Origin of the sequence: Tenacibaculum soleae, from assembly GCF_001693415.1 — a bacterium.
GTDB classification, from domain to species: Bacteria; Bacteroidota; Bacteroidia; order Flavobacteriales; family Flavobacteriaceae; genus Polaribacter; species Polaribacter soleae.
This window is the reverse complement of record NZ_MAKX01000001.1, coordinates 1,472,678-1,498,484: the sequence shown is the minus strand read 5'-3', so window position 1 is coordinate 1,498,484 and position 25,807 is coordinate 1,472,678. Positions and strand designations below refer to the sequence as shown.

General features: G+C 28.3%; 22 protein-coding genes. 15 read left to right on the top strand and 7 right to left on the bottom strand.

Annotated features, from left to right (window positions below):
- The first annotated feature begins 30 nt into the window (after positions 1-30).
- The 6 genes from lepB to BA195_RS07120 all read left to right on the top strand — a co-directional run bounded on the left by lepB (position 31) and on the right by BA195_RS07120 (position 5,536).
- Entirely contained in the window at positions 31-1,611 is a 1,581-nt protein-coding gene (gene lepB, locus BA195_RS07145; protein ID WP_068703818.1) for a signal peptidase I, read from the top strand.
- A complete protein-coding gene (locus BA195_RS07140) occupies positions 1,611-2,231 on the top strand; it encodes a WbqC family protein (RefSeq protein WP_068703816.1) in 621 nt (206 codons plus the stop codon). Before lepB ends, BA195_RS07140 begins: the two co-directional genes overlap by 1 nt.
- Before the next feature lie 92 nt (positions 2,232-2,323).
- A complete protein-coding gene (locus tag BA195_RS07135) occupies positions 2,324-2,905 on the top strand; it encodes a Crp/Fnr family transcriptional regulator (RefSeq protein ID WP_068703814.1) in 582 nt (193 codons plus the stop codon).
- Positions 2,906-2,982: 77 nt separating this feature from the next.
- Positions 2,983-3,555 carry a Crp/Fnr family transcriptional regulator gene (locus BA195_RS07130; RefSeq protein WP_068703812.1) on the top strand — a complete coding sequence of 191 codons (573 nt, stop codon included), beginning with the start codon at positions 2,983-2,985 and terminating at the stop codon, positions 3,553-3,555.
- A gap of 235 nt (positions 3,556-3,790) precedes the next feature.
- Positions 3,791-4,369: a Crp/Fnr family transcriptional regulator gene (locus BA195_RS07125; protein ID WP_068703810.1), complete on the top strand. Its 579-nt coding sequence runs from the start codon at positions 3,791-3,793 to the stop codon at positions 4,367-4,369.
- 90 nt (positions 4,370-4,459) lie between these two features.
- Positions 4,460-5,536, top strand: coding sequence for an NADH:flavin oxidoreductase (locus BA195_RS07120; protein ID WP_068703808.1), 1,077 nt, complete (start codon positions 4,460-4,462; stop codon positions 5,534-5,536).
- Positions 5,537-5,595: 59 nt separating this feature from the next.
- On the opposite strand, the gene rlmF is transcribed toward BA195_RS07120, so the two are convergent.
- Positions 5,596-6,453, bottom strand: coding sequence for a 23S rRNA (adenine(1618)-N(6))-methyltransferase RlmF (gene rlmF, locus BA195_RS07115; protein WP_068703806.1), 858 nt, complete (start codon positions 6,451-6,453; stop codon positions 5,596-5,598).
- A 12-nt stretch (positions 6,454-6,465) separates the two neighbouring features.
- Here rlmF and BA195_RS07110 point away from each other — a divergent pair, with 12 nt between their 5' ends.
- Positions 6,466-6,756 carry a DUF2798 domain-containing protein gene (locus BA195_RS07110; RefSeq protein ID WP_068703804.1) on the top strand — a complete coding sequence of 97 codons (291 nt, stop codon included), beginning with the start codon at positions 6,466-6,468 and terminating at the stop codon, positions 6,754-6,756.
- A gap of 2 nt (positions 6,757-6,758) precedes the next feature.
- Here the strand turns inward: BA195_RS07110 and bshC are convergent, their stop codons facing one another.
- Both bshC and BA195_RS07100 read right to left on the bottom strand, forming a co-directional pair.
- The gene (gene bshC, locus BA195_RS07105) at positions 6,759-8,345 is read right to left on the bottom strand and encodes a bacillithiol biosynthesis cysteine-adding enzyme BshC (RefSeq protein WP_068703802.1); all 1,587 of its coding nucleotides are present in this window, start codon (positions 8,343-8,345) and stop codon (positions 6,759-6,761) included.
- Complete coding sequence (locus BA195_RS07100) at positions 8,346-9,011, bottom strand: class I SAM-dependent methyltransferase (protein ID WP_068703800.1); 666 nt, start codon at positions 9,009-9,011, stop codon at positions 8,346-8,348. It lies immediately after the preceding gene.
- Between the two features lie 133 nt (positions 9,012-9,144).
- Between BA195_RS07100 and BA195_RS07095 the strand changes: the two genes are divergently transcribed.
- From BA195_RS07095 to BA195_RS07070, 6 genes are all read left to right on the top strand, one after another.
- A complete protein-coding gene (locus tag BA195_RS07095; protein WP_068703798.1) occupies positions 9,145-11,076 on the top strand; it encodes a BatA domain-containing protein in 1,932 nt (643 codons plus the stop codon).
- Positions 11,073-12,332, top strand: a complete 1,260-nt coding sequence (locus BA195_RS07090; RefSeq protein WP_068703796.1) for a dihydroorotase — start codon at positions 11,073-11,075, stop codon at positions 12,330-12,332. Before BA195_RS07095 ends, BA195_RS07090 begins: the two co-directional genes overlap by 4 nt.
- A 1-nt stretch (position 12,333) precedes the next feature.
- Positions 12,334-12,975 (top strand): alpha/beta hydrolase, encoded by a 642-nt coding sequence (locus tag BA195_RS07085; RefSeq protein ID WP_068703794.1) that lies wholly within the window; start codon positions 12,334-12,336, stop codon positions 12,973-12,975.
- 13 nt (positions 12,976-12,988) lie between these two features.
- Entirely contained in the window at positions 12,989-13,924 is a 936-nt protein-coding gene (locus tag BA195_RS07080) for a sterol desaturase family protein (protein WP_068703792.1), read from the top strand.
- A gap of 122 nt (positions 13,925-14,046) precedes the next feature.
- A complete protein-coding gene (locus BA195_RS07075) occupies positions 14,047-17,076 on the top strand; it encodes a two-component regulator propeller domain-containing protein (protein ID WP_068703790.1) in 3,030 nt (1,009 codons plus the stop codon).
- A 27-nt stretch (positions 17,077-17,103) separates the two neighbouring features.
- Entirely contained in the window at positions 17,104-17,718 is a 615-nt protein-coding gene (locus BA195_RS07070; RefSeq protein ID WP_068703788.1) for a response regulator, read from the top strand.
- A gap of 15 nt (positions 17,719-17,733) precedes the next feature.
- Here the strand turns inward: BA195_RS07070 and bcp are convergent, their stop codons facing one another.
- Positions 17,734-18,186, bottom strand: coding sequence for a thioredoxin-dependent thiol peroxidase (gene bcp / locus BA195_RS07065; protein ID WP_068703786.1), 453 nt, complete (start codon positions 18,184-18,186; stop codon positions 17,734-17,736).
- Between the two features lie 132 nt (positions 18,187-18,318).
- Between bcp and BA195_RS07060 the strand changes: the two genes are divergently transcribed.
- Positions 18,319-18,978, top strand: a complete 660-nt coding sequence (locus tag BA195_RS07060) for an endonuclease III domain-containing protein (protein WP_068703784.1) — start codon at positions 18,319-18,321, stop codon at positions 18,976-18,978.
- Between the two features lie 240 nt (positions 18,979-19,218).
- On the opposite strand, the gene BA195_RS07055 is transcribed toward BA195_RS07060, so the two are convergent.
- On the bottom strand, positions 19,219-19,803 hold the full coding sequence (locus tag BA195_RS07055) for an RNA polymerase sigma factor (RefSeq protein ID WP_068703782.1): 585 nt from the start codon (positions 19,801-19,803) through the stop codon (positions 19,219-19,221).
- 238 nt (positions 19,804-20,041) lie between these two features.
- On the opposite strand from BA195_RS07055, the gene uvrA reads away from it, so the two are divergent.
- Positions 20,042-22,831 carry an excinuclease ABC subunit UvrA gene (gene uvrA / locus BA195_RS07050; protein ID WP_068703780.1) on the top strand — a complete coding sequence of 930 codons (2,790 nt, stop codon included), beginning with the start codon at positions 20,042-20,044 and terminating at the stop codon, positions 22,829-22,831.
- A gap of 245 nt (positions 22,832-23,076) precedes the next feature.
- On the opposite strand, the gene BA195_RS07045 is transcribed toward uvrA, so the two are convergent.
- Positions 23,077-23,709, bottom strand: coding sequence for an HmuY family protein (locus BA195_RS07045; protein WP_068703778.1), 633 nt, complete (start codon positions 23,707-23,709; stop codon positions 23,077-23,079).
- A gap of 18 nt (positions 23,710-23,727) precedes the next feature.
- Positions 23,728-25,782: a TonB-dependent receptor plug domain-containing protein gene (locus BA195_RS07040; RefSeq protein ID WP_068703776.1), complete on the bottom strand. Its 2,055-nt coding sequence runs from the start codon at positions 25,780-25,782 to the stop codon at positions 23,728-23,730.
- Between the last annotated feature and the right edge of the window lie 25 nt (positions 25,783-25,807).

Here is a 25,807-nt window from a genome sequence, read left to right as displayed (position 1 = left end):
CTATCAATTAGGAAAACAAATATATACATTATGACATTTACTGAATGGTTTTTATGTTTCTTAATAATTCAAGTCATCCATTTTTTAGGAACTTGGAAATTATATGTTAAAGCAGGAAAAAAAGTATGGCAAGCTGCCATACCTATTTATAACGCCGTTATTTTAATGCAAATAATCAACCGTCCAAAATGGTGGGTTATTTTGTTATTTATACCTATAGTAAACCTATTAATGTTTCCTATTATTTGGATTGAGACTTGCCGTAGTTTTGGTTTTAATCAAAAAAAAGACACGCTTTTAGCTATTTTTACTTTAGGATTTTATATTTTTTATATCAATTATATTACCAACACTCCTTATATAGAAAATAGAAGTTTACAACCACGGTCTGCATTAGGAGAATGGGTAAGTTCTATTGCTTTTGCAATTATTGCTGCAACTCTAGTACACACTTATTTTATGCAGCCCTACACAATTCCTACTTCATCTTTAGAAAAAACATTATTAGTAGGTGATTATTTATTTGTTAGTAAGTTTCATTACGGTGCGCGTGTACCAAGTACAGCAATAGCTGCACCAATGGCACATGATACAATTCCTGTTTTGGGAACAAAATCATTTATTTCTGATGATAAAAATAAAGACGGAATTTTAAACAAACTATCTTTACCGTACATGCGTATTCCTGGTTTTCAAAAAATTAAACGCAACGATATTGTTGTATTTAGTTGGCCTGCTGATACTTTAGCTACAATGTATCATGACAATTCGGGAAAAGCAACCTACAAACCAATGGATAAAAGAACAAATTACGTAAAAAGAGCCACTGGTATTGCTGGCGACACTTTAGAGGTTCGTGAAGGTTATGTATATATAAACGGAAAAAAAACGATATTACCAGACAGAGCTAAACCACAATGGATGCACCTTGTTGATACTGATAATCAAAAATTTTCGCAAGGAGCAATTAATCGATATAACATTCGTGAAGGAAAATTATTAAATGACGGGCGTTATTACTTAAACCTTACCGATGAGGAAGCTGCTTTAATTGCTAAAAACCCTATTGTAAAAAGCATTGAAAAGCACTTAACTCCTAAAGGTAATTATGATGCTAGTGTTTTTCCTCACGATCCAAAATACGCTTGGTCATCAGATAATTTTGGTCCGATTTACATACCTAAAAAAGGGGTAACTATTGCCTTAAATGAAAATACGATTCCTTTTTACGAGCAAATCATCCGAAGATATGAAAACAATGATTTAACAATTTTTGGAAACGATATTTACATCAACGGAAAAAAGGCTAAAAACTATACTTTTAAACAAGATTATTACTGGATGATGGGTGATAATCGTCAAAACTCATTAGATGCCAGAAATTGGGGATATGTACCGTTTGATCATGTTGTGGGTAAGCCTGTAATGATTTGGTTAAGCTGGGATCCAAACGCACCTAGTTTTGTTGCAAAATTACAATCTATTCGTTGGGATAGAATGTTTACAACTGTTGGTGGTAGCGGTAAACCTACTTCGTATTTATGGTTGGTAATGCTTTTAATCGTTGGTTATACTGTATATAGTTTTAAAAAAGGTAAAAAGAAAGCTTAATGTCACTTTTTATACCTACTTACTTTGCTCCTATTGTACAATACGCAGCAATTAACAAATCTGATTCGGTTGTTTTTGAAATTGATGATAATTATCAAAAACAAACTTACCGAAACAGGTGTTATATTTATGGAGCTAATGGAAAGTTAAGCCTAAATATACCTGTAAAACATTTAACTAAAGAAGGACGAAAAAAAACAAAAAACACTTTAGTTGACAATACTGTTAATTGGCAACAACAACATTTTAAATCATTACAATCTGCTTATCGATCGTCACCTTTCTTTGAATTTTTTGAAGATGATATTCAACAAATATTCACAAAAGATTACATCTATTTACAAGATGTAAATATTGATACACATTTATTTATAACAGATGCCTTACAAATAGATAATACATACGCTAAAACAACAAATTACGAAGTGTTACCTACTATTGTTGATTATAGAAATTTAGCTGTCGCTAAAAAAGGAATTGAAATTCAAACAGAACATTATATTCAAATGTTTGATGATAAGCACGGTTTTTTATCAAACTTATCTATTTTAGATTTACTTTTTATGGAAGGACCAAACGCTATTACTTTCTTGGAAAAAACCCAATTAAAAAACAGGTAAACAATACGCTTATAGAACATTAAAGTAAAAAAAATGTTTTTTTTTTAAATAAAAAAATGTAAATTTGAGTGTAACACTCCAAAAAATTTGCTATGAGTTTTTTTAAAAAATTTGTTTATAATATTCATCGTGTTTCAGAAAACTCATTAACTGAATTTAGTAACCTTACAAAAAGGGTAAGCACAAAAAAAAACGAAATTATTGTTAATATTGGAGATGTTCCTGTTAACTTTTACATTTTAAAAAAAGGAATTATTAGAGCTTACTTTATAGACAACAATGGTAAAGAGCATACTAGAACAATATATACTCCTGTGGGTACCTCTGGTAACCTAAGAGCTTTAATAAAAAAAGAACGCTCTGATTTAATTTACGAATGCCTTACCGATTGTGAAATATTAGAGTGTAATTATGATTCTTTTTATTCTTTATCTAGAAAATATCACGATCTAGCAATTTTTCACTTTAAAGTTATGGAAGCTATTTACACAAGAGAAGAAGCAAAAATTTTAGAACTACTAATGTTAAATGCAACACAAAGGTATCAACAATTAAAAATAAAACTACCCAAAATTGATAATTTAATAAATCAATACCATATTGCTTCTTTTTTAAATATTACTCCTGTGCAGTTAAGTAGGATACGAAAAAAATACTTTCATTTAAAACAATAAAAAACTAATACCTCATTTTTACAGTACTTTTTATTATTTTATAATAATATATTTTTTTCCTCAAAAAAACTATTCCTATGGATTTCTTAAAAAAATTTATTATCAATTTTCACAAACTTTCAGATGACTCTTTTGATGAATTTAAAGCTATTGTAAAAAATAAAACTCTTTATAAAAACCATCAAATAGTTAAAATAAGACAAATTCCTATTAATTTTTATATTCTCAAGAAAGGAATTATAAGAGCATATATTATTGATGAAAAAGGGAAAGAACATACTAAAACCATATTTACACCTATCGTAACTTCAGGTAATTTAGGTGCATTGATAAAAAAAGAACCTTCTAATTTAATTTATGAATGCCTAACTGATTGTGAGGTTATAGAATGCAGCTATAAGGATTTTTATAATTTATCTATTAAACATCATGATATTTGTATTTTTCATTATAAAGTATTGCAATCAGTATATATACGAGAAGAAGCAAAAATATTAGAATTATCAATGTTAACTGCTACTCAACGATACGAACTATTAAAAGAAAAATTTCCTGGTATAGATAATTTAATCAACCAATACCATATAGCATCGTACTTAAATATCACTCCTGTTCAGTTAAGTCGAATTAGAAAAAACTATCTACACTAATTATATTAACATATGTTAATGCTCACTTTTAAAAAACCCTATATATTTGGAGTGTAATTAACAAGTTACATTACTAAAAATTTAAGCCCCCACACAAATTTTTAGTGCAAAATCAAGCTTACAAAATATTAAAAGTAGGTTTGATTTTTCCTGTTTTTATTTTTTTTACTACTCATTTTTACTAAATTTACATTATCTTTTTATAGAGATACAACTTGTTAATTGCCTTTACTTTATGAATAATGATATAGAAAACTACACTTCTCAATTTATAAATTTATCTAAAAATACCTTTACCCTCTTTAAAGACCTACTGACCTATACAGAGTTAGAACCTTTTGATTTTTTTATTAAAGTTAATGAGCGCCCCACTGATTTTTTTATTATTAAAACTGGATTAATAAGATCTTATTTAGAGACAGAAGACGGAAAAGAAATTTCTAGACATTTATTTACTCCTGGAGATTTAAGCAGCAACTTATCTTCAATGGTAAAAGAAATACCTGCTGATGTTAATTATCAAGCTTTAACGAAGGTTACAGGTTATAAAGGTAATTTTTATAAATTTAAAGAACTTGCCTTAAAAAACCACGAATTAAGTCTTTTTTATGTAAAAGCATTAGAACAATCATACTTAAAAGCTGAAAAAATTATTCTAGATATTTCTACATATAATGCAACTGAAAGGTACTTAATGTTAAGAAAAAAAGTTCCAAATGTTGATAATTTAATTGCACAACGCTACATAGCCTCTTACCTAAATGTTTCACCAGTACAGTTAAGTAGAATTAAAAAAAGCTTACTTAATAAATAAACCATTTATTTTACGATATCCTTAAATTGTATTTATAGTAATATCAAAATTCTACTTAAATTTGATATCTATATATAACTAAATTTAAGTATGAATAAACCGAACTCAAAAATAACTTTTTCTAACGGCTTAACTATGAACAATCGTTTTATGTTAGCCCCTTTAACAAACAGACAAAGTCATGAAAGCGGCCAACTCTCTGACGATGAATTTAAATGGCTAACCATGCGCGCAAAAGGAGAATTTGGTATGGTTATGACATGTGCTTCTCACGTTCAAGAAATTGGAAAAGGTTTTAACGGTCAATTAGGGGTTTTTAGTGATGCTTTAAATAACGGTCATAAAAAATTAGCAAAAGCTATAAACTCAGAAGGAAGTTTAGCGGTAATTCAATTGCATCATGCAGGAATGCGAACTCCACATGAATTGATTGACAAAAAACCTGTTTGTCCTTCAAACAACGAAAAGACAAACGCTAGAGCACTTACACTACAAGAAGTGCATCAATTAAGAGATGACTTTATAACTGCTGCTGTCCGTGCCAAAAAATGTGGTTATGATGGTGCTGAAGTACACGGAGCTCACGGTTATATTTTAACACAGTTTTTAAGCGCTGAAATAAATTTTAGAACCGATGAATATGGTGGCTCACTTGAAAATAGAGCGCGTTTAATATTTGAAATTGTTAATGGAATTAGAGAAAGATGCGGAAGAGAGTTTCTTTTAGGTGTTCGCTTATCTCCTGAAAGATTTGGAATGAATATTGATGAAGTTAAATGGGTTTCTCAACAGCTAATTATTCAAGGAAATATTGATTTTTTAGATATCTCATTATGGGATTGCTTTAAAATGCCAAATGAAGAAAAACACCAAGATATGACGTTGTTAGAACATTTTAAAAGTTTAGACTTTAAAAATGTTAAATGGACTGTTGCCGGTAAAATTAGTAACGCTATTGATGTTCAAAAAATACTAGATGCGGGTGTCGATTTTGTTTCGATAGGAACTTCTGGAATTTTACATCATAATTTTCCAAGACTGGTTATCGACAACCCTGAATTTGAACCTATTAACATTCCTGTTTCTGAAGAACATTTAAAAAAAGAAGGTTTAAGTGATACTTTTATTACCTATTTAAAAAGATGGCCAAACTTTATTAAAGAATAACAAATAAAACAGCATCTTAAAAATAAATTTAAGACACTGTTTTTATATTTACTTATATTTTAAAATCGCCAACAAACAATTCGTGTTACTTTGTTTCCTTGATGCATCGGTATTACTTTAAATTCTTTGGCTCCAAGTTTTTTTGATGATTTTTCTAACGATTTTACATTGTCTTTATTTGACACCAAACTTGTAAACCATTTACTTACCTTAGGATATAATGAACTTTCATACAAATAGGTATGCAAAAAAGCTTTTTCGCCACCAACATACCATAATTCATTTGAGTTTCCTGCAAAGTTTCTAACAGTATTATTTCCTAAATTTCTAGATTTTCGTCGGTTTGCTCCTCTTGCTTCCTCTGCCGATTTATAAAATGGCGGATTACACATTGTTACTGTAAAAGCATCATCATCCTCTAAAACATCTTTTAAAATATGCTTTTCATCAAACTGTTGTCGTAAGATAATTTTAGTACTTAAATTATTATCATCAATAATATCTTGCGCATAGTCTAATGAATCTAACTCAATATCAGTCGCAACAAAATCCCAATTATATACTACGCTTCCTAAAAGCGGATAAATACAACTTGCTCCGGTACCAATATCTAATACTTTTACATTTTTTTCAGCAGCAACTAAATCTGCTAAGTGGTGTATATAATCTACTCTACCTGGTATTGGCGGACATAAATTTTCATCAGAAAAATTCCAATCTTTTATATTATAGTGTGCTGCTAATAACGACTTATTAAATTCCTTTACTGCTATTGGATCAGAAAAATCAATAGTTTCTTTGCCAAATTTTGTAATAACAAATTCACTTATTTTAGGATATTGTTCTTTTAAAAACTTAAAATTATATCCGTTTTTGTGTTTGTTATTTTTATGTAATTTACTTTCTTTGCTACTCATTAATTTATGTTTATGAACTCAAATTCAAACGAATACTATAAAAATAAAACCGCTCAATTTGTAAAAAACTGGGAAGTAAAAAGAAGTAACAGACCTTTATTTGCTTTTAAAGAGGCCTTAACATTTTCACTTCCTTTTTCTTTTATATTTATTTTTTTTGAAGTTGGTTTTTCTGAAAAATTCTTTTATAAATTTCCGTTATTTTTCTTTATAAATATGGTAATCTACTTTCTTATTGCTTATTTCATTTCTTATAAATTCAATGAAAATAGTTATCAAAAATATAAAAAACAGGGGTTTTAATCTTACATTTCTATTACCGTAAACTCTAGTTGTAATGGTTGTATACTTTCTTTTAAAACTTTAACTAAAGTAGCTCCATACTCTAAATAATATTCAGAAAAATTACGTTGACGTTCTTCTAAACTTTGATTTGGTAATAATTCATTTTGTAATATTACAATTCTTTCAACCAACTCATTTTGCTTTCGCTTTTCTGCTTGCAACCAACGTTTTTCAAGATTATCTAATCCTTTTAACTGCTTTTTTTCTTGAGCATTTACAGCCCCTAAAAATGAAACATCTGTTTTTTTAGCTAATTCTTTTAAACCAACAAATTGCTGCTGTAAAAATTCTTTTTGACTTGTAAAATCAACTTTTTCATCAGAAGTTTCTAACACCTTATTTTTTAATAAACTGTTTTGGTTTTGAAAAGACTCTTCTAATGAAATATTTAATTTCTTTAATTTTTTTGCTTGCTTTTCTGAAATTATTTGCACCGAATTACGCAATAACAAAATAGGAAATGGGACTTTTACCCCATCAAAATAACTTTTTAATTGCATCCAGTAGGCTAATTCTCCTCCTCCACCAATGTAACATAAGTTTGGTAAAATAACTTCTTGATATAACGGGCGCATAATTACATTAGGCGAAAAACGTTCAGGAAAATCATGAACTTCTTTTTGTAATTCATCAAAACTCAAAGAAATATTGGTGTTGTTTACTTTATAAACTCCTTCTTCAAAAACAATACGTTCGCGAATTTTATCTGTTAAATAAAATAAATTAATTTCTCTAGGGTTTACTTGAATTTTATATTCTTTTCCTAAGTTATTAATCGTTTCGGTTACTTTTTTATGTGATATTTGTTCTTCTAGCTCGCGTTCTATAAACGGAATAAATTCTTGTTTTAAACTACGATTATCGGCATCAATAATTACCAATCCGTATTCGCCAAACAATTTATTTGCTATGTATCTTGTAGCATCTGCTAAATTAGTGTGCTTTATATACGCCTCTTCAAAAAGGTTGATAAGATATTGTGCATTTTTTGAAGTTCCTAAATGGCTTGAAAAAACAGTTAAAACGTCTTGTAAACCCTCTGTTGAAAATCGCCCTACTCCACCTGTTTGAGTAGAATTCCACTGTACTTTTTTCCCTTTAAAATTAAAATAATTTATCTCATCAAAATCATGATCTTCAGTTGCCATCCAATAAATTGGCACAAAGTTTTGCTGCGGATAATTAACTCTTAACTCCTCACATAAATTAATGGTTGATATTATTTTATACAAAAAATACAACGGTCCTGTAAACAAATTTAATTGATGCCCTGTGGTTACCGTAAAAGTATTATCTAACAATAAATTATCAATATTTTGCTGTGTAGCTGCTGTTCTTTTTACTCCTGAATACTGCTCTTTTAAAACGGTAACTAAAGCTGTTCTCGTTGTTTTTGAAAACGTTTTGCTTTCTATTTGATTTTTAAAATTATCTAAAGCAGGAAAGTTATTGTAAAAGGGCTGTATTCTTTCTGATTGCTCTAAATAATCAATCATTGTTTTAGAGAAAAAACCGGTTTTTTTAAAGGGAATATGTGTTACTTTCATCTACTTATTTATTCTTTGAAACAGTGTGTAAATATAAGGTCTTTTTCCGCCATACGGATTTACAAACGTGTAATTAAACGCTTCAATTAATTTAAATTCATCTCCTAAACGTTCTTGCAGCATAACATCATTGTACTTTTGTAATTCTAAACCACAACATTTTTCTGCGCCATCTAAAGCAAAAACTGCTATAATTACGAATCCATTTTTAGCTACAACTTGCTTTAATAAATTAAAATAAGCAATCTTTTCTTCTTCCTTTAAAAAGAAATGTAACACTGCTCTATCGTTCCATAAATCAATATTACTTAGCTTGTTTAATTTTTTTGGATGCATTAAATCATCTGCAATAAAAGTAACTTTTGATGCTTGTTCGCCTAAACGATTTTTTAAAGTAGTTAATGCTTTTTCAGATAAATCGTTTGCTATTATGTTTGTATAATCATCTGCCAATAATTCACCAACTATAACCGATGAACCAACACCAATATTTAAAATCGATGCAGTCTTTTTTAATCCTGATTTAGAAATTAAAGACATTGTTTGTGCTGCCTTTTTTTCAAACCAACCTAACTTTTCGGTTGTATTTTTTGTGTATGCAGTATTCCAATGATTTTGATAATTAATTTCAGTTGGATTTTTACAATCACTTTCGTTTGTAGTCATAGTTCAAAAATAGTGAAATTTGATACGTTGTCGAAAACAAAACAACATTCTAACAGATTTTTAACTACATTCTTTTTTTAACCATCATTTTAGCTATTTTTACAATTAACAAATCATCAACTTAAAATGAATTATGCAATTTAAAAATCCTGAAATTTTATACTTCTTAGGACTCTTAATTATTCCAATAATAGTTCATTTATTTCAACTACAAAGATTTGTAAAAACTCCGTTTACCAATGTTGCTTTTTTAAAAAAAATAGCACTCCAAACCCGTAAAAGTTCGCGCATAAAAAAATGGTTAATCTTAGCTACACGTATGCTATTATTTACCGCTTTAATTATTGCTTTTGCACAACCTTATTTTGGAAATCGTAAAATTAATGAGCAACAACATTTTTTTATATACATAGATAATTCTTTAAGCACAAATGCGAAAGGTGATAAAGGAAATTTATTACAAGTAAGCGCTCAAGAAATTATAGAAAATATTTCAAAAAAAGCTACTTATTCATTGTTAACAAACAATAATTTTTACAAGAACAAAACTGCTGTTGAGTTAAAAGATATCTTACTTCAAATAAAAAACACTGCTAAAAAGAAAAGCTTAGAAAGTGTTTCATTAAAAATTTCGAGTGTTTATAACAGTAATTTTCTTTCTAAAAATATTATTATTTCTGATTTTCAAAACACAAAAAAAGATGAACTTGAAAGTTTTACTAAAAACACTTCGTTTGTAAAACTAAGTCCACAATTAAAGGATAATTTGGCTATTGACAGTGTTTTTGTAAATAATACTGATAACACTAATTTTAATGTTGTTATTCTTGTTAAAAACCAAGGAAAAGCAAAAACCAATATTCCGATTGCTTTATACAATAAAAATAAACTTGTAAATAAACAATTGTTTTCAATTAAGGAAAATAGCACACAAAAAGTTACTTTTTCGATTCTAAAATCACCTATGTTTTTGGGAAAAATAGCATTAAATTATAACGATACTTATAACTTTGATAATTCTTTTTACTTTTCAATAAACCCTAATTTAAAAACTACTGTTTTAAACATTGGTAAACCTGCCGATTTTATTAGTAAAATTTATACTGAAAAAGAGTTTACGTTAACCAACACTACACTTAAAAATTTAGATTATAATTTAATAAGTAAACAAAATTTAATCGTTTTAAATGAGATTGACAACTTACCAAAAAACCTTAGCGCTTATTTAACTGAATATTCTAAAAAAGGCGGAACCATTCTTATTATACCAGCAAAAAAAATTGCAATTTCTTCTTATAATAATTTGTTTAATCAACTTAAAATCGGGCAATTATTATCACAAAAAAATGATAGTTTAAAAATTACAACTATAAATTATAAGCATCCGCTTTTAAACAATGTTTTTGAAAAAAGTGTAAATAATTTTCAATATCCTTTTGTAAAAACATCCTATGTAACTTTATTAAAAAATGCAAGTACCATTGTGTCTTTTGATAATAAACAAGCCTTTATTCAGCAAATAAACACTACAAATTCTTCTATTTACTGGGTTGCTTCGCCTTTAAATAAACAAAATAGTAATTTTACAAATTCACCTTTAATTGTCCCTGTTTTTTACAATATTGGTAAACAAAGTTCACAGCCTTCTGAATTGTATTATTTAGTTAATAAAGAAACAAACATTACTATTAATAAACAATTAGATAAAAATGAAGTTGTAACGGTTTCAAATACTAAAAACTCGTTTATACCATTACAACAAACACTTCAAAACAGTATAAAAATCTCTTTAAAAGAACAACCACTAACCGCTGGTTTTTATCAGATAAAACAACAAGAAACCGTTTTAAAAAACATCGCTTTTAATTATCCTAAAGAAGAAAGTTCACTTTACTTTTTAAATATTTCAAACACAAAACCTAGTTTATTTTCTAACTCAATACAAACTACCTTAAAAAAAAGTAATGATGAAAATAAAATTCAATGGCTTTGGAAATGGTTTTTAGTATTAGCCATTGTATCTTTGCTTATAGAAATTTTGATTTTAAAATTCTTTAAACCATGACAACGTTGCTAAAATCGGCTACCATTATTGATGCCTCTAGCCCATACCACAAACAAACTAAAGATATTTTAATTACAGATGGAATAATTACCAAAATAGATGATTCTATTACTGTAAAAAACAACGATCAGGTTGTTAAACTTGACAACCTTCATGTTTCTACAGGTTGGTTTGATACTAGCGTTTCATTTGGTGAACCTGGGTATGAAGAGCGCGAAACTATTAAAAATGGTTTAACTGTTGCTGCAAAAAGTGGTTTTACCGATGTTGCTGTAAATCCAAACACAAATCCTGTTATTGATAATAAAGCGGCAGTTGAGTTTTTAATTAATAAAGCAAATAATTTTGCCACAAGCCTATACCCTATTGCAAATTTAACACAGCAAAATAAAGGTATAGAAATGGCCGAATTGTACGATATGCAACAAAGTGGCGCAATTGCTTTTGGTGATTATAAAAGACCCGTTACAAACGACAATTTATTAAAAATAGCTTTATTGTATGCTCAAAATTTTAATGGATTAGTATTAAGCTTTCCTAAAAACAATTTAATTGCTGGTGAAGGTGTTGCTAACGAAGGTAAAAACAGTACGCTTTTAGGTTTAAAAGGGATGCCTGCTTTGGCTGAAGAGCTTCAGATTTCTCGTGATTTGTTTTTATTAGAATATACTGGTGGTAAACTTCACATTCCGACAATTTCAACAAAAAAATCGGTTGCTTTAATTAAAGAAGCAAAAAAGAAAGGATTAGATGTTAGTTGTAGTGTTGCTATTCATAATTTATTTTTAACAGATGATGAATTACATGGTTTTGATGGTAACAAAAAGGTAAATCCGCCATTAAGAACTCAAAAAGATACAAAAGCTTTAATAGAAGGATTAAAAGACGGAACAATTGATATAATTACTTCTGATCATAATCCAATTGATATTGAGCATAAAAAAGTAGAATTTTCAACCGCTAAAGATGGTACTATTGGATTAGAAAGTGCTTTTGGAGTTTTAAATTCAATTTTAGATATCGAAACTACAATTAAGTGTTTATCTAACAATCCAAAAGAACGTTTTGGTGTTAAAAAAACAACCATTAAAGAAAATGAAAAAGCAATTTTATCGATTTTTAATCCTGATAAATCTTATACTTTTTCAAAAGAAAATATCTTATCTACTTCAAAAAACAGCCTCTTTTTAAATAAAGAATTAAAAGGGAAAGTATACGGTATTTATAATAACAATCAATTAGTTTTAAATTCATAAAATGAGTTTACATTACATCGTAAGAGAACCTAAAAAAGCAACTACAAATCCGCCTTTATTAATTTTACTACACGGATACGGAAGTAACGAGCAAGATTTATTTTCATTTGCTGAAGAACTACCAGACGATTTGCTTATTGTAAGCGCTCAGGCACCTCATAGTATGAGCTTTGGAGCTTATGCTTGGTATGCTATTAATTTTGATGCCGTTAATGGTAAGTTTTCTGATTTAATACAAGCAAAAGAATCTGTAGATAAAATTGCTGTATTTATTGATGAAATTAAAGCAAAATACAACACCAATCCTGATAAAACATTTTTATTAGGTTTTAGTCAAGGAGCAATTTTAAGTTATGCCTTGAGTTTTAATTATCCTAACAAGGTACAACACGTTGTTGCTTTAAGCGGTTATATTAATGAAGAGTTGCTACCTAAAGAAATACCTAATACTATTACTACTGATTATTATATTTCGCATGGTACGGTTGATCAGGTATTACCTATAGAATGGGCTAGAAAAGCGCCTATTTTATTAAAAGAAACTGGACTTAAAAATGAATACTCTGAATATCCTGTGGGGCATGGAGTTGCTCCGCAAAACTTTTACAGTTTTAAAAATTGGATCGAAAAACGCTTAAAATAAAACAACAAAATATATGGATATTTTTACACACGAAAATGCTTACAAATGGTTTGTGCCTATTTGTGCTTTAGCAATTTTACTTGAAATTTATTTCAGCTATAAAAGAAAAGCTAAAAATTACAATTTTAAAGATGTTTCAACTAATGTCTATTTTGCCATTTGTAATGTTTTTTTAGATGCTTTAATGTACGGAATTTCTTTTATTGTCATGGACTTTTTTTATGAGTATAAAATAATTACTTGGGAAAACACTGGCGTACTATATTGGTTTATTGCTTTTATTGGACAAGATTTTTTATATTACATACACCATTATGTTGATCATCATTCTCGTTTTTTCTGGGCAGTCCATGTAACGCATCACAACTCACAATTTTATAATATTACAACAGGTTTTAGATCGCCAGTACTACAACCTTTTTACCGTTTTGTGTTCTTAATACCGCTTATTTTAATAGGGATTGAGCCATTACATATTATGTTTGCTTATGCAATGAATCAAAATTACGGAACTTTATGTCATACTAATTTTATCAAAAAAAACAACAAAAAAGGAATTGCTGGTTTTTTATTAAATGCATGGGAATATATTTTTGTTACTCCTTCTCACCACAGAGTTCATCATGCTTCAAACACTAAGTATTTAGATAAAAACATGGGAATGTTCTTAATTATTTGGGACAGAATGTTTGGAACTTTTCAGGCTGAAGAAACTGAAATGGAATATGAAAAATTAAAATTCGGTTTAACTAAAGATTTAGAAGATAAAGGGCCTGTTAATGTGATTTTTCATGAATGGAAAGAGATTTTTAGAGACTTTTTTGACAGAAAAAAGCACTTGCCTTTAGGTACCCGATTAAAATATGTTTTTATGCCTCCTGGATGGAGCCATGACGGAAGTTCACTAACAAGTAAAGAGCTTCAAAAAGAATTTGCTACAAAACAATAATAATAAAAAACCGAGCTTTAAGCTCGGTTTTTTTTTTAATTCAAACAAAAAAAAAACAAACTACTACAAACTAACGATTTGTAACTTCACTATTTTATATATATATTGTCTTTATTTATTTTATGAAAAAAATTCTTACAGTTTCACTTCTTTTATTTTTGAATAATGCTTTTTGTCAAATAAAAAAAGACACCATTTTTGTTAATGTCTTTGGTCAAGAACATGGATTATTACAGTTAAATATTAAAGGATTAACACAAGACAAACAAGGCTATATTTGGGCAGGAACAGAAGACGGGCTTCATCGATTTAATGCATATGAATTTGATAATTTTGTTCACAACCCTAAAGATTCTTTAAGTATAAAAGATGATCATATTAGAGATTTAAATGCTGTAAATGACACTCTATTTATAGCCACTAACACAAATGGCATTGTAGGGTATGAGTTTTCAACTAATCATTTTTTTGATATTTATAATTCGACAAAAAATAAAGAGAATCAATTTGGGTATCGAGTAGTTAAAATATCTAATGAGAAAATGATTTTTTCTACAAAAAATCATATCATTTTATATAATCAGAAAAACAAAAAATCAAATTATATACGCCTTCCAAAATCTCAAAAAGAAAATATTGCGTTAGATTTCTTTAAAACAAATAATAGCAATATTTTAATAGCTACCAGTAATTCTGGAATTTTAAACCTAAACTTGAAATCATTAAGATTAACATCTTTATATAGTGATATTAGTAATACCACGGCCGTTTATAAAAATAAAGACGAAATAATTATAGGAACTCCTTTGGGTTTAAAAATATTAGATAACAATAAAAATTTAGAAAAAACAATTATAAAATCTTTTGTTCAATTTTTTTATAAGATAGAAGAAATATTATATGTAGCCACAAAAAAAGGAGTTTATAAATATAATTTATCTAGTAAAAAATTTACTCGCATTATTTTTAAAAGTAATAATAAAATAATACACCCCGTAAATATCATTAAAATAATAAGTGACAAGGAAGGTAATATTTGGTTTGGAAGTGAAGGTGAGGGATTATTTCATTACAGTAAATATCAAAAAAAATTTAAAACCACCAAGATAAAGCTAAAAGAGTTTCCTAATATTGAAAAGATAAGTTCTTATAATTTTTTAAAAAACAAAGACTCTTTATTATGGATTGCTAGTGGACAAGGTATTATTAAATACAACAATAAATCAAATAAATTTAAATTATACAACGAAGCTAAAGGTACTTTAATATATACTATTAAAGAAGATTATTATAAAAATATATGGGCAGGAGGTTTTGGTTCAGGGTTGTTAAAATACAATTACAAAAAAGACACTTTTAAACAGTTTTTACCTAATAATAATTATGGAATTACAGATAACGAGGTCATCGAAATCATCCCAATAAATAAAAATACTTTATGGATAGCTACTTGGACCGCTGGTATTTTTGAATTTGATATTAATGCTGAAAAATTTAAACCTGTTCTTATTAATGGTAAGCAATTAAATAGAGCTCGTATATCACTAGTTGATTCTAAAAAAAACATATGGCTAGGGTCAGATGAAGGGCTATATAAAGTATCTAAAAACAAAACCAAACTTTATAGTTTTGAGCTTCCTGTGACTAGAAAAATATCAAATAATCGAATTTTTGCAATAAAAGAAGATAGTAAAGGTAACTATTGGGTAGGTACTGCTTCTGGTTTAACAAAGATAAATAATGATGAAAAAACCACTCTTTATTACAAGCAGCAAGGTTTACCAAATGATTTTATTTATAGTATTAATATAGATAAAAAAGATAATATTTGGGTAAGTACAAATTATGGTATTTCTGTTTTAAATGTTACTAAAAACACCTTTAAAAATTATACCGATAAAGACGGTTTACAAAATGTTGAGTTTAACGGTAAAGCAGGATATCAAGATCAAAAGGGTAATTTTTATTTTGGTGGCATCAACGGGATTAATATTTTTAACCCAGCAACAATAAACGAAAATCCAAACCAACCAAGGGTTTACATCAAATCTGTTGATTTATTTAACAAGCCTCTTAATAAAAATGAGTCTTTTAAAAACAAATTAGAGTTTAAAAGCTCTGAAAATGTATTAACCTTTAACTACACAGCGTTAAATTATCTTAACCCTGAAAAAGTTTTATATCAATATAAAATGAAAGGTTTTGATAATGATTGGAGACCAGTAACAAAAGACAGAGCAACAACTTACACGAACTTAAATCCTGGTGAATATACCTTTAAGGTTAAAGCTACAAATGATGTTGGTATTTGGAACAAAGAACCAATAGCATTAAAAATTAAAATAACACCACCTTGGTACGCTCAATTATGGTTTAAAATATTAAGTATTTTAAGTATATTTTTTTCGATTATCTTATTTTACTTTTATAAAATAAATAGGTTAAAAAATGATAAAATTAAACTTGAAAAAATTGTTTATGAAAGAACTCATGAGTTAATTGAAAAAAATAAAACCTTAAAAAATACGCACGCATTAACAAAAAAACAAAAAGAAAATATTTCTTTTTTAATGAAAGAAATGAATCATAGGGTAAGAAATAACCTACAAATTATCTCTAGTTTATTAAACATACAAGCTAACTCTATAAAAAATACAGAAACAAAAAACATTTTAACAGTAGCTAAAAATAGAATTTTATCAATAGCCCATATTCAAATGTTGTTAAATACAAACTCTGAAAATGTAGAATTAGGTAAATTTATTGTAGAAATATCTAACAAAATAATTCATACACTTTCTAACGAAAATAATCCTATATTTAAACAAATATATGATGTTGATATTATTAAAAATTACTCAAATAAAAACTTATCTTTAATTGGTTTAATACTTAATGAACTAATAACAAACACCCATAAATATGCTTTTAAAGAAAAAAACGATAGCAATATTTTAAGTATTTCTTGTAAAAAAAATAATGACCATATTGAAATTAAAATAGCCGATAATGGTATGGGATGCTCTTTTACAAAAAATAAAAAATCATCTTTAGGCTTAGAACTTGTTGCTGAAATGACAGCACAGTTAAATGCTAAATTAATTACTGACAACAGTCAAGGTGTTAGTAATAAAATTTTAATACCTCTGTAATTTTATATACCTTTAAAAAAACTGTCTATGAAAAAAATTTTACTTGTAGAAGATGAATTTATTATAGCTAAAGATCTAAAAATTTTGCTCGAAAAAGGAGCTGAATACATTGTAAGTATTGCTAGAAACTATAATCAAGCAGTTGAGAAATTTCAAAAAGAAACTATTGACATTATTATCTGCGACATAAATTTAAATGACCATAAAGACGGTATTGACTTTATAAAAAATACTGTTCCTGTAAATAGTACTCCTGTAATATATTTAACTGCTTATAGCCAACCTAATATTATTGAAAGAGCAAAAAACACCACTCCTTTTTCTTATTTATTAAAACCTTTTAATGAAACCCAATTAAAGGTAACTATTGAGTTAGCTTTGCTAAATTATAAAAAAACAAAATTAAATATAAAAGAAGATATTGAAAACATCGAAAAAACAAACTCCCTAACCAAAAGAGAAAGGGAGGTTTTAATTGTTTTAGCTTCTGGAAAAACAAGTAAAGAAACAGGTTGTCTTTTAAACATTTCTAGCTTAACAGTTGAAAAACATAAAAAAAACATTAAAGAAAAACTAAACCTGCACACCATAGGCGAACTTGTTCATTTTACAATGTCAAGCAACTTATATGAAGTAAGTTAGTCGTAATTTTTACAACTACTTTAAAATTTGATTTGAATGTTCTTTTGTTTTTACTTTAGTAATTACATCTTCTATAATTCCGTTTTCATCAATAACAAAAGTCGTTCTATGAATACCATCATATTCACGTCCCATAAATTTTTTAGGCCCCCAAATACCGTAAGCATTAATCACTTCTTTAGTTTCATCTGCTAATAAAGGGAAAGGTAACTCATGTTTATTTATCCAATTTTGTTGACGCTTAGCAGAATCTGCACTTGCCCCTAAAATCTCATACCCTTTTGATAAAAAAGTTTGATAGTTATCTCTTAAATCACACGCTTCATTTGTACAGCCAGGGGTACTTGCTTTTGGATAAAAAAACAATACCAATTTTTTACCCTTATAATCTGAAAGTTTTACGCTATTTCCTTTCTCATCAACAGATTCAAAGTTTGGAGCCTTATCTCCTATTTTTAATGTTGTCATTTGTTTCAGTTTTTAAAGCTTAAAAGTACAATGTTTATAAAGTTCATTCAAATTTAATTTAAAAAATAATATTTCAAAGGGATTATTTTACCAACAACTTTATAACTTTACATTTTTTATAACGCTATTTTTATGACAAAAGCAGAAAAAGTACAATTTGTAATTGACACACTTCAAGAAAAATATCCTGAAATACCCGTTCCTTTAGATCATAAAGATCCGTATACACTACTTATTGCCGTTTTACTATCTGCACAATGTACAGATGTTCGTGTAAATAAAATTACACCACTTTTATTTGCTAAAGCGGATAATCCTTACGACATGGTAAAAATGACTATTGATGAGATTAAGGAAATTATTAGACCTTGCGGATTATCGCCAATGAAATCGAAAGGAATTTATGGCTTATCAAAAATATTAATAGAAAAGCATAATGGTCAAGTTCCTGAAAGTTTTGAATATTTAGAAGAATTACCTGCCGTTGGACACAAAACTGCCGGTGTAGTAATGAGTCAAGCCTTTGGTGTTCCTGCATTTCCTATTGATACTCATATACATCGGTTAATGTTTCGTTGGAATTTATCGAATGGTAAAAGCGTGAATCAAACCGAAAAAGATGCAAAACGACTATTTCCAAAAGAATTATGGAATGATTTACACTTACAAATAATTTGGTATGGTAGAGATTATTCTCCTGCTCGTGGTTGGAATTTAGATAACGATATTATTACTAAAACTATTGGCAGAAAAACAGTTATACAAGAATATTATAAAAACAATAAACTATAAAAAAAAGCCTCAACATTTGTTGAAGCTTTTTCCTCTCTTAATTCAAATTCAATTCAATGAGATAGTTTGATTTGGTTTTAACTACTTTTAACGATTTAGAAAAATTAATCAAAAATTGAACTGTTTCTTGTTTAGGTTTCATTTTAAAATCCGAAGATTTTTTTGAGTAAATTTGCATCATATATTCCCTTTATATATTTTGTTTTCAAGTATTTAACGATGCTATTTTATAATTATTGTTTAGTTTACTAAAATTATTTTATTTTTTTCAATTATTTTTCTCAAATTAATTAAAGCATATCGCATTCTTCCTAAAGCGGTATTTATACTAACGCCTGTGTTTTCTGATATCTCATTAAAACTCATATCATTATAAATACGCATTTTTAATACTTCTTTTTGCTCTTCAGGTAACTCTTCTACTAATTCTCTTACATCAGCTAATATTTGCTCTTTTATAATTTTATTTTCTGCATTTAAAGAACCATCTGTTAGTACCGAAAATATATCAAAATCTTCTGTGTTATTAAACGTAGGCATTCTGTTATTTTTTCTAAAAAAATCAATAATTAAGTTATGTGAAATCCGCATAACCCAAGGTAAAAATTTACCTTCTTCATTATAATTCCCTTTCTTTAACGTTCTTATTACTTTTATAAAAGTATCCTGAAAAATATCTTCTGTAGTGTCTCTATTTTGTACTTTACTATATATAAAACTGTACAATCTTTGTTGGTGGCGTTTAATCAATAATTCTATCGCCAACTCTCTTCCTCCAATATAGTCTTTAACTAGGGTGCTATCACTTACAACATCTTTATGCATATAATTACTTTTTAAGAGAATTAAAATTCTCTTTTGTTAAGGGGTTTATGTCTTTAAAAAGTAATTATTTAAGCTATAGGCTTTTACTTATTGATTAATAGTTAGTTACAAATATTCATTTTTTTTTTAACAAATACAAATATTCAATATATTTTATCTTAAATATTTTAAAAATTACTAATTTATATAGGTTTTTTACTAACAAAAATGGTATTTTTATCGCTTATTTTTCAACAAAATGAAAACAGATATATCTACCGTTAATCCTAAAGAAAACATAATTATAAAAGGTGCTAAACTGCACAATTTAAAAAATATTGACGTTGTTATTCCTCGAAATAAATTAGTGGTGATAACGGGGCTTTCGGGCTCTGGAAAATCATCATTAGCTTTTGATACTTTATATGCCGAAGGACAACGTCGTTATGTAGAAAGTTTAAGTTCTTATGCTCGTCAGTTTTTAGGAAAATTACATAAACCTAAGGTAGATTATATAAAAGGAATTGCTCCGGCAATTGCTATTGAGCAAAAAGTAAATTCAACAAATCCAAGATCAACGGTAGGTACCTCAACCGAAATCTACGATTATATAAAGCTATTATATGCCCGTATTGGTAAAACAATTTCGCCAATATCTGGTAATGAAGTAAAAAAACATACTGTATCTGATGTAATTAACTTTATTAAAACTTTTGAAGAACGCACCAAACTTTTACTACTTGCACCAATTACAATTAATGAAAATAGAGATTTAAAAACTGTTTTGCAAGTATTAACTCAGCAAGGATATGCGCGTATAAAATACAATGATACTGTTTTAAGAATTGATGAATTTCCTATTGAAGATTATAAAAACGAACCCTTATTTTTAGTGGTTGATAGAATTGTTTTAAAACATGAAGAAGATTTTTATAACCGTTTAGGAGACGCCATTCAAACTGCATTTTTTGAAGGTAAAGGAATTTGTTTTATTGAAAATTTAAACACTAAAACAACTACCGAATTTAGTAATAAGTTCGAATTAGATGGTATTACTTTTTTAGAACCAAACACGCATTTATTTAGCTTTAACAATCCGTATGGCGCCTGCCCTACGTGTGAGGGTTATGGAAGTGTAATTGGTATTGATGAAGATTTAGTGATTCCGAATACAGGATTATCAATCTTTGAAGATGCTATTTTCCCTTTTAAAACTGATGCCTACAAAATATATAAAGAAGAGTTAATTTTAAATGCTGAAGCTTTTGATATTCCAATTCATAAACCTTGGTTTGAATTATCAGAAAAGCAAAAAAAAATTGTTTGGAACGGAACAAATAAGTTTGAGGGAATACATGATTTATTTAAAAAGTTAGAAGAAAAAAGTTATAAAATTCAAAACAGAGTAATGCTTTCTCGCTACCGCGGAAAAACAACCTGTACCGATTGTAACGGAAAACGATTACGAAAAGAAGCAAACTACGTACAGGTGCACAACAAAACCATCTCTGAACTGGTTACGCTTCCATTAGATGAATTATCTGCACTTTTCAACAACATAAAATTAAACAAGTACGAAGAAAACATTGGTAAACGATTACTTACCGAAATTAACAGTCGTTTATTATTTTTAACAAACGTTGGCTTAAATTATTTAACCTTAAATCGTACATCTAACACACTTTCTGGTGGTGAAAGTCAACGTATAAATTTAGCAACTTCATTAGGTAGTTCGCTCGTAGGATCTATGTATATTTTAGATGAACCTAGTATTGGTTTGCATCCTAAAGATACTGAACGATTAATTGATGTACTTAAAGATTTACGCGATTTAGGTAACACAGTTATTGTGGTTGAACATGATGAAGATATTATGAAAGAAGCTGATTATATTATTGATATCGGGCCTGAAGCAGGAACTTACGGTGGACACGTAGTTGCCGAAGGCACTTTTGATGCTATTATGAAATCTGACTCGTTAACTGCCAAATATTTATCCGAAGAATTAAAAATTGATATTCCAACTTCTCGCAGAACATCAAAAAACACCATTAATATTATTGGTGCACGAGAAAACAACTTAAAAAACGTAGATGTTTCTTTTCCTTTAAATAACTTAACGGTAATTACAGGAGTTTCAGGTAGTGGAAAAAGTACATTGGTTAAGAAAATTTTATATCCTGCAATGCAGAAAAAGCTAAACGGATATGGAGATAAAGTTGGTCAATATACTGATATTACTGGTAGTTTTGACACTTTAAAACATATTGAATTTATTGATCAAAATCCAATTGGTCGCTCATCAAGATCAAACCCAGTTACCTATATAAAAGCTTATGATGATATTCGTAAATTATTATCTGAACAAAAATTATCAAAAATAAGAAACTATCAACCTAAACATTTTTCTTTTAATGTAGAAGGTGGTCGTTGCGAGGTTTGTAAGGGTGAAGGCGAAGTTACCATTGAAATGCAATTTATGGCAGATGTGCATTTACAATGTGATACTTGTAACGGAAAACGCTTTAAAAAAGAAGTATTAGAGGTTACTTTTGGAGGAAAATCTATCGATGATATTTTAAATTCAACTATTGATGATGCCGTTGCTTTTTTCGCAAAACATGAGCAAACAAAAATTGCAAAAAAACTAAAACCTTTACAAGATGTTGGTTTGGGTTATGTACAATTAGGACAATCATCATCAACCTTATCTGGTGGAGAAGCGCAACGTATTAAACTAGCCTCGTTTTTAATAAAAGGAAACACTAAGGATAAAGCTTTATTTATTTTTGATGAACCTACAACCGGATTGCATTTTCATGATATTAAAAAATTATTAGCATCTTTTAATGCTTTAATCGAAAAAGGACATTCGATTATTGTGATTGAACATAATATTGAGTTAATTAAATGTGCCGATTATATTATCGATCTTGGTTTAGAAGGTGGTAAAAATGGCGGGAATTTAATTTTTACCGGAACGCCTGAAGAGTTAATTAAAAATAAAGCGTCTTATACCGCTAAGTATTTACAAGAGAAAATAAATTAATATAAGTTCGGTATAAGAAAAGGTGTCAATTCGAGTGAAATTATGGAAAAATTTAATTATAGAAAACAACATTTTTGTTTTTTAAAATTATACTTCTCGATACAATTTTCTGTCAAAAATTACTCGAAGTGATAATTTAAAAATCAAATTTTTTATATCGAACGCATATTAAACCAATAAAAAAGCTGCCTGATTAATAACCAGAACAGCTTTTCATTAACAAAAACTAACAAAATAATTAACAATTACTGAAAATTTTTATCTCCAGAATTAACGCTATACACATAATTAAACGTGTAATATTGTGCGCCTGAATTAGCAGGATCTGCTGAATTTGAGCTATCCATATCTTTATAATAACTTATGATTTCCATTTTTGCATAATGACCATCATTTGTTTTTATAATTAAAACTTTTCCTGTTGCAGGATCTATACTATGATCTGATCTATCATAAGTATACCAAGTACTTTTGGGTAGTGCCAATGCATCTGCGGCATCTTGTTTAAACACTGCTGCTGACGGTACTTTTTTTATTTCAGAAAACTTACCTTCTACTATGGTTAAAGCGGCATTACCTGTTCTATTTGGTTCTTGAGTCTTACCTGTTGGCTCTCCTCCATTTACCAAAATAGTAGTTCCTCTAAAAGCAATATCCCAATTATCATTGGTTACAATTGTACCGCTCTTAAAACTAAACTTAACAAACTCTCCTGATTCAACTGCTGGATGTACTGAACGATCTGTTGTTTGTTTAGCATACAAATTAACTACTTGCTTCGCAGAAACTTCATCTGGTACTATATCGTTATTATCACTACATGATATAGCTACAAAACTTAACATTGCAACGATTAAAACTGATTTTAAAATTCTCATTTTTTATTGATTTATATATTAAAAATTAAATTGTATTCTACCATAATAAATGCTTCCTAAACGCAAAACACTATCGTTATTTTTAAACGTATTTTTATTCTCTACTCCCTTTTCATTAAAAAGGTTATCAACTCCTAACTGAACATTCATCAAATTGAAAAATGTTTTTGATACCGCTATATTAACCTGTGCATTACTTACAACAAAATCATCATACTCATCAATAATTCCTTGACTGTTATTAGTATCAAACAAAGCATATTTACTTCGGTACACTGCTCTTATGTTTGCTGAAAAATCATGCTGATAATTTTCGTAAAATATTTTAAAGTTTGCCATGTGCTTTGATCGATTTGGCAACCCATAATAATTTGAAATTGTCATTTTTTCTGATGAAGATGATGGTGTTCTTCTGTAAAAAACCTTGCCCGACTTTATTAAATCTTCTTGCGATTTATCGCCTGTATCTAAAAATTGATAACCACCTAAAATGTTAAAATTTGAGGATAGTTTATAATTCGCTTCTAGCTCTACTCCTTGTGTGTATACTTTGTTTGTGTTTCTGTACGAAAATGTACGTGTTCCGGCGGGTAAACCTAATATTGAAGCATTTAATTGAGTATCATACGTATCAATCAAGTCTTTAATATCATTTCTAAATAAATTAATATTTAGTTTTAAGCTTGGTAATGGTTTTAATTCAAATCCGAAGTTATAACCAATAGAACTTTCTGGTTTTAATTCTTTTTCAATTGATTGTATTTCTGGTAAATCACCATACAGATCATGTAACGACTGGGTTCCTAAAACCACGTATCCGCTTGCGGAATTTCTAAAATTAAAATATAGTTGCCTAAAATCAGGTGCTTTAAATCCGTAACCTACCGATGCTTTTGCGGTAAGCCAATTATTAATTTTATAGCTTGATGATATTTTGGGTGTAAATGCTGATTTGTATTGATTACTATTTTCAAATCGAGCACCTATAATTACATTTAAATTATGGGTTGGATTAAAATCAAACTGTCCAAATACATAAGGTGTATCGTATTTTTTAATACCATTGAACTCGGTTCTTTCTAAAGCGTCAAAATTAGCTCCTACTCCTGCAATTAAAGTTCCGTAATTAAACTTATTTGTCGATTTAATTTCTGGTCGTAGTAAAGTTTGTTTATACAATGTTTCATCATTATTAAATACACTTTCTGCCTTATATTTTGTGGTATAAAAATTATAATCTAACTGCCATTTGTCGGTTATTTTATGATTAATTGTGGTATTAACATTCCAATCGGTTTGTTTACTTTTATGCTGATTTTGTTGATAAAATCGATTTGTTATACTAACTTTTAGTTGATTAGAAAAATCGTAACTTAACTTTAAATGTCCAGTAAAATTTTGGTGTGCTTCTGTTGTTTTTGGAGTAGTTTCAGGTGATAAATCAAAACCATTACTGGAGTTTAAATTTATTCCCGAAACCAATCCAAAACCCTTCCTTTTCACATAAACGTTTGTATTAATATCTAACTCATTTGCAGCACCGCCTTTTGCATAATAACCAACGGTTCCTTTTAATTTTTCATTTTTAGGTTGTGTTGTAATTATATTTATTACGCCACCAATAGCTTCTGAACCGTATAAGGATGATGATGGTCCTTTAACTATTTCTATTTGTTTTATGTTATTAACTGTTAGTCTGTTTAAATCAATGTTTCCAGAAGTTCTTCCTACAACCGGAACACCATCAATTAAAATTAAAGTATAATCTGCCGAAACTCCTTGCAACTGTACCCCTTCTGAACCTCCAAAGTCAGAAACTAAAGCGATTCCTGTTTGCTCTAACAAAATATCTTTTAAACGTATTGCTCCCGATTTTATAATCTGCTCTTTAGATATTAATGTAACAGGCATTGGTATTGATGATAACTGACGTGCAGTTCTTGTTGCTGTAACAATTACCTCATCTAACTCATTTATTTCTAAACCTTCATCATTTTGCACTGTTTTTTCTTGCGAAAAAGCAGCTAAACTTATAAAAGTAAAAAAACCTATTATTTTTCTATTTAGAAACATTCTTAATAATTTTCTGCAAATATAT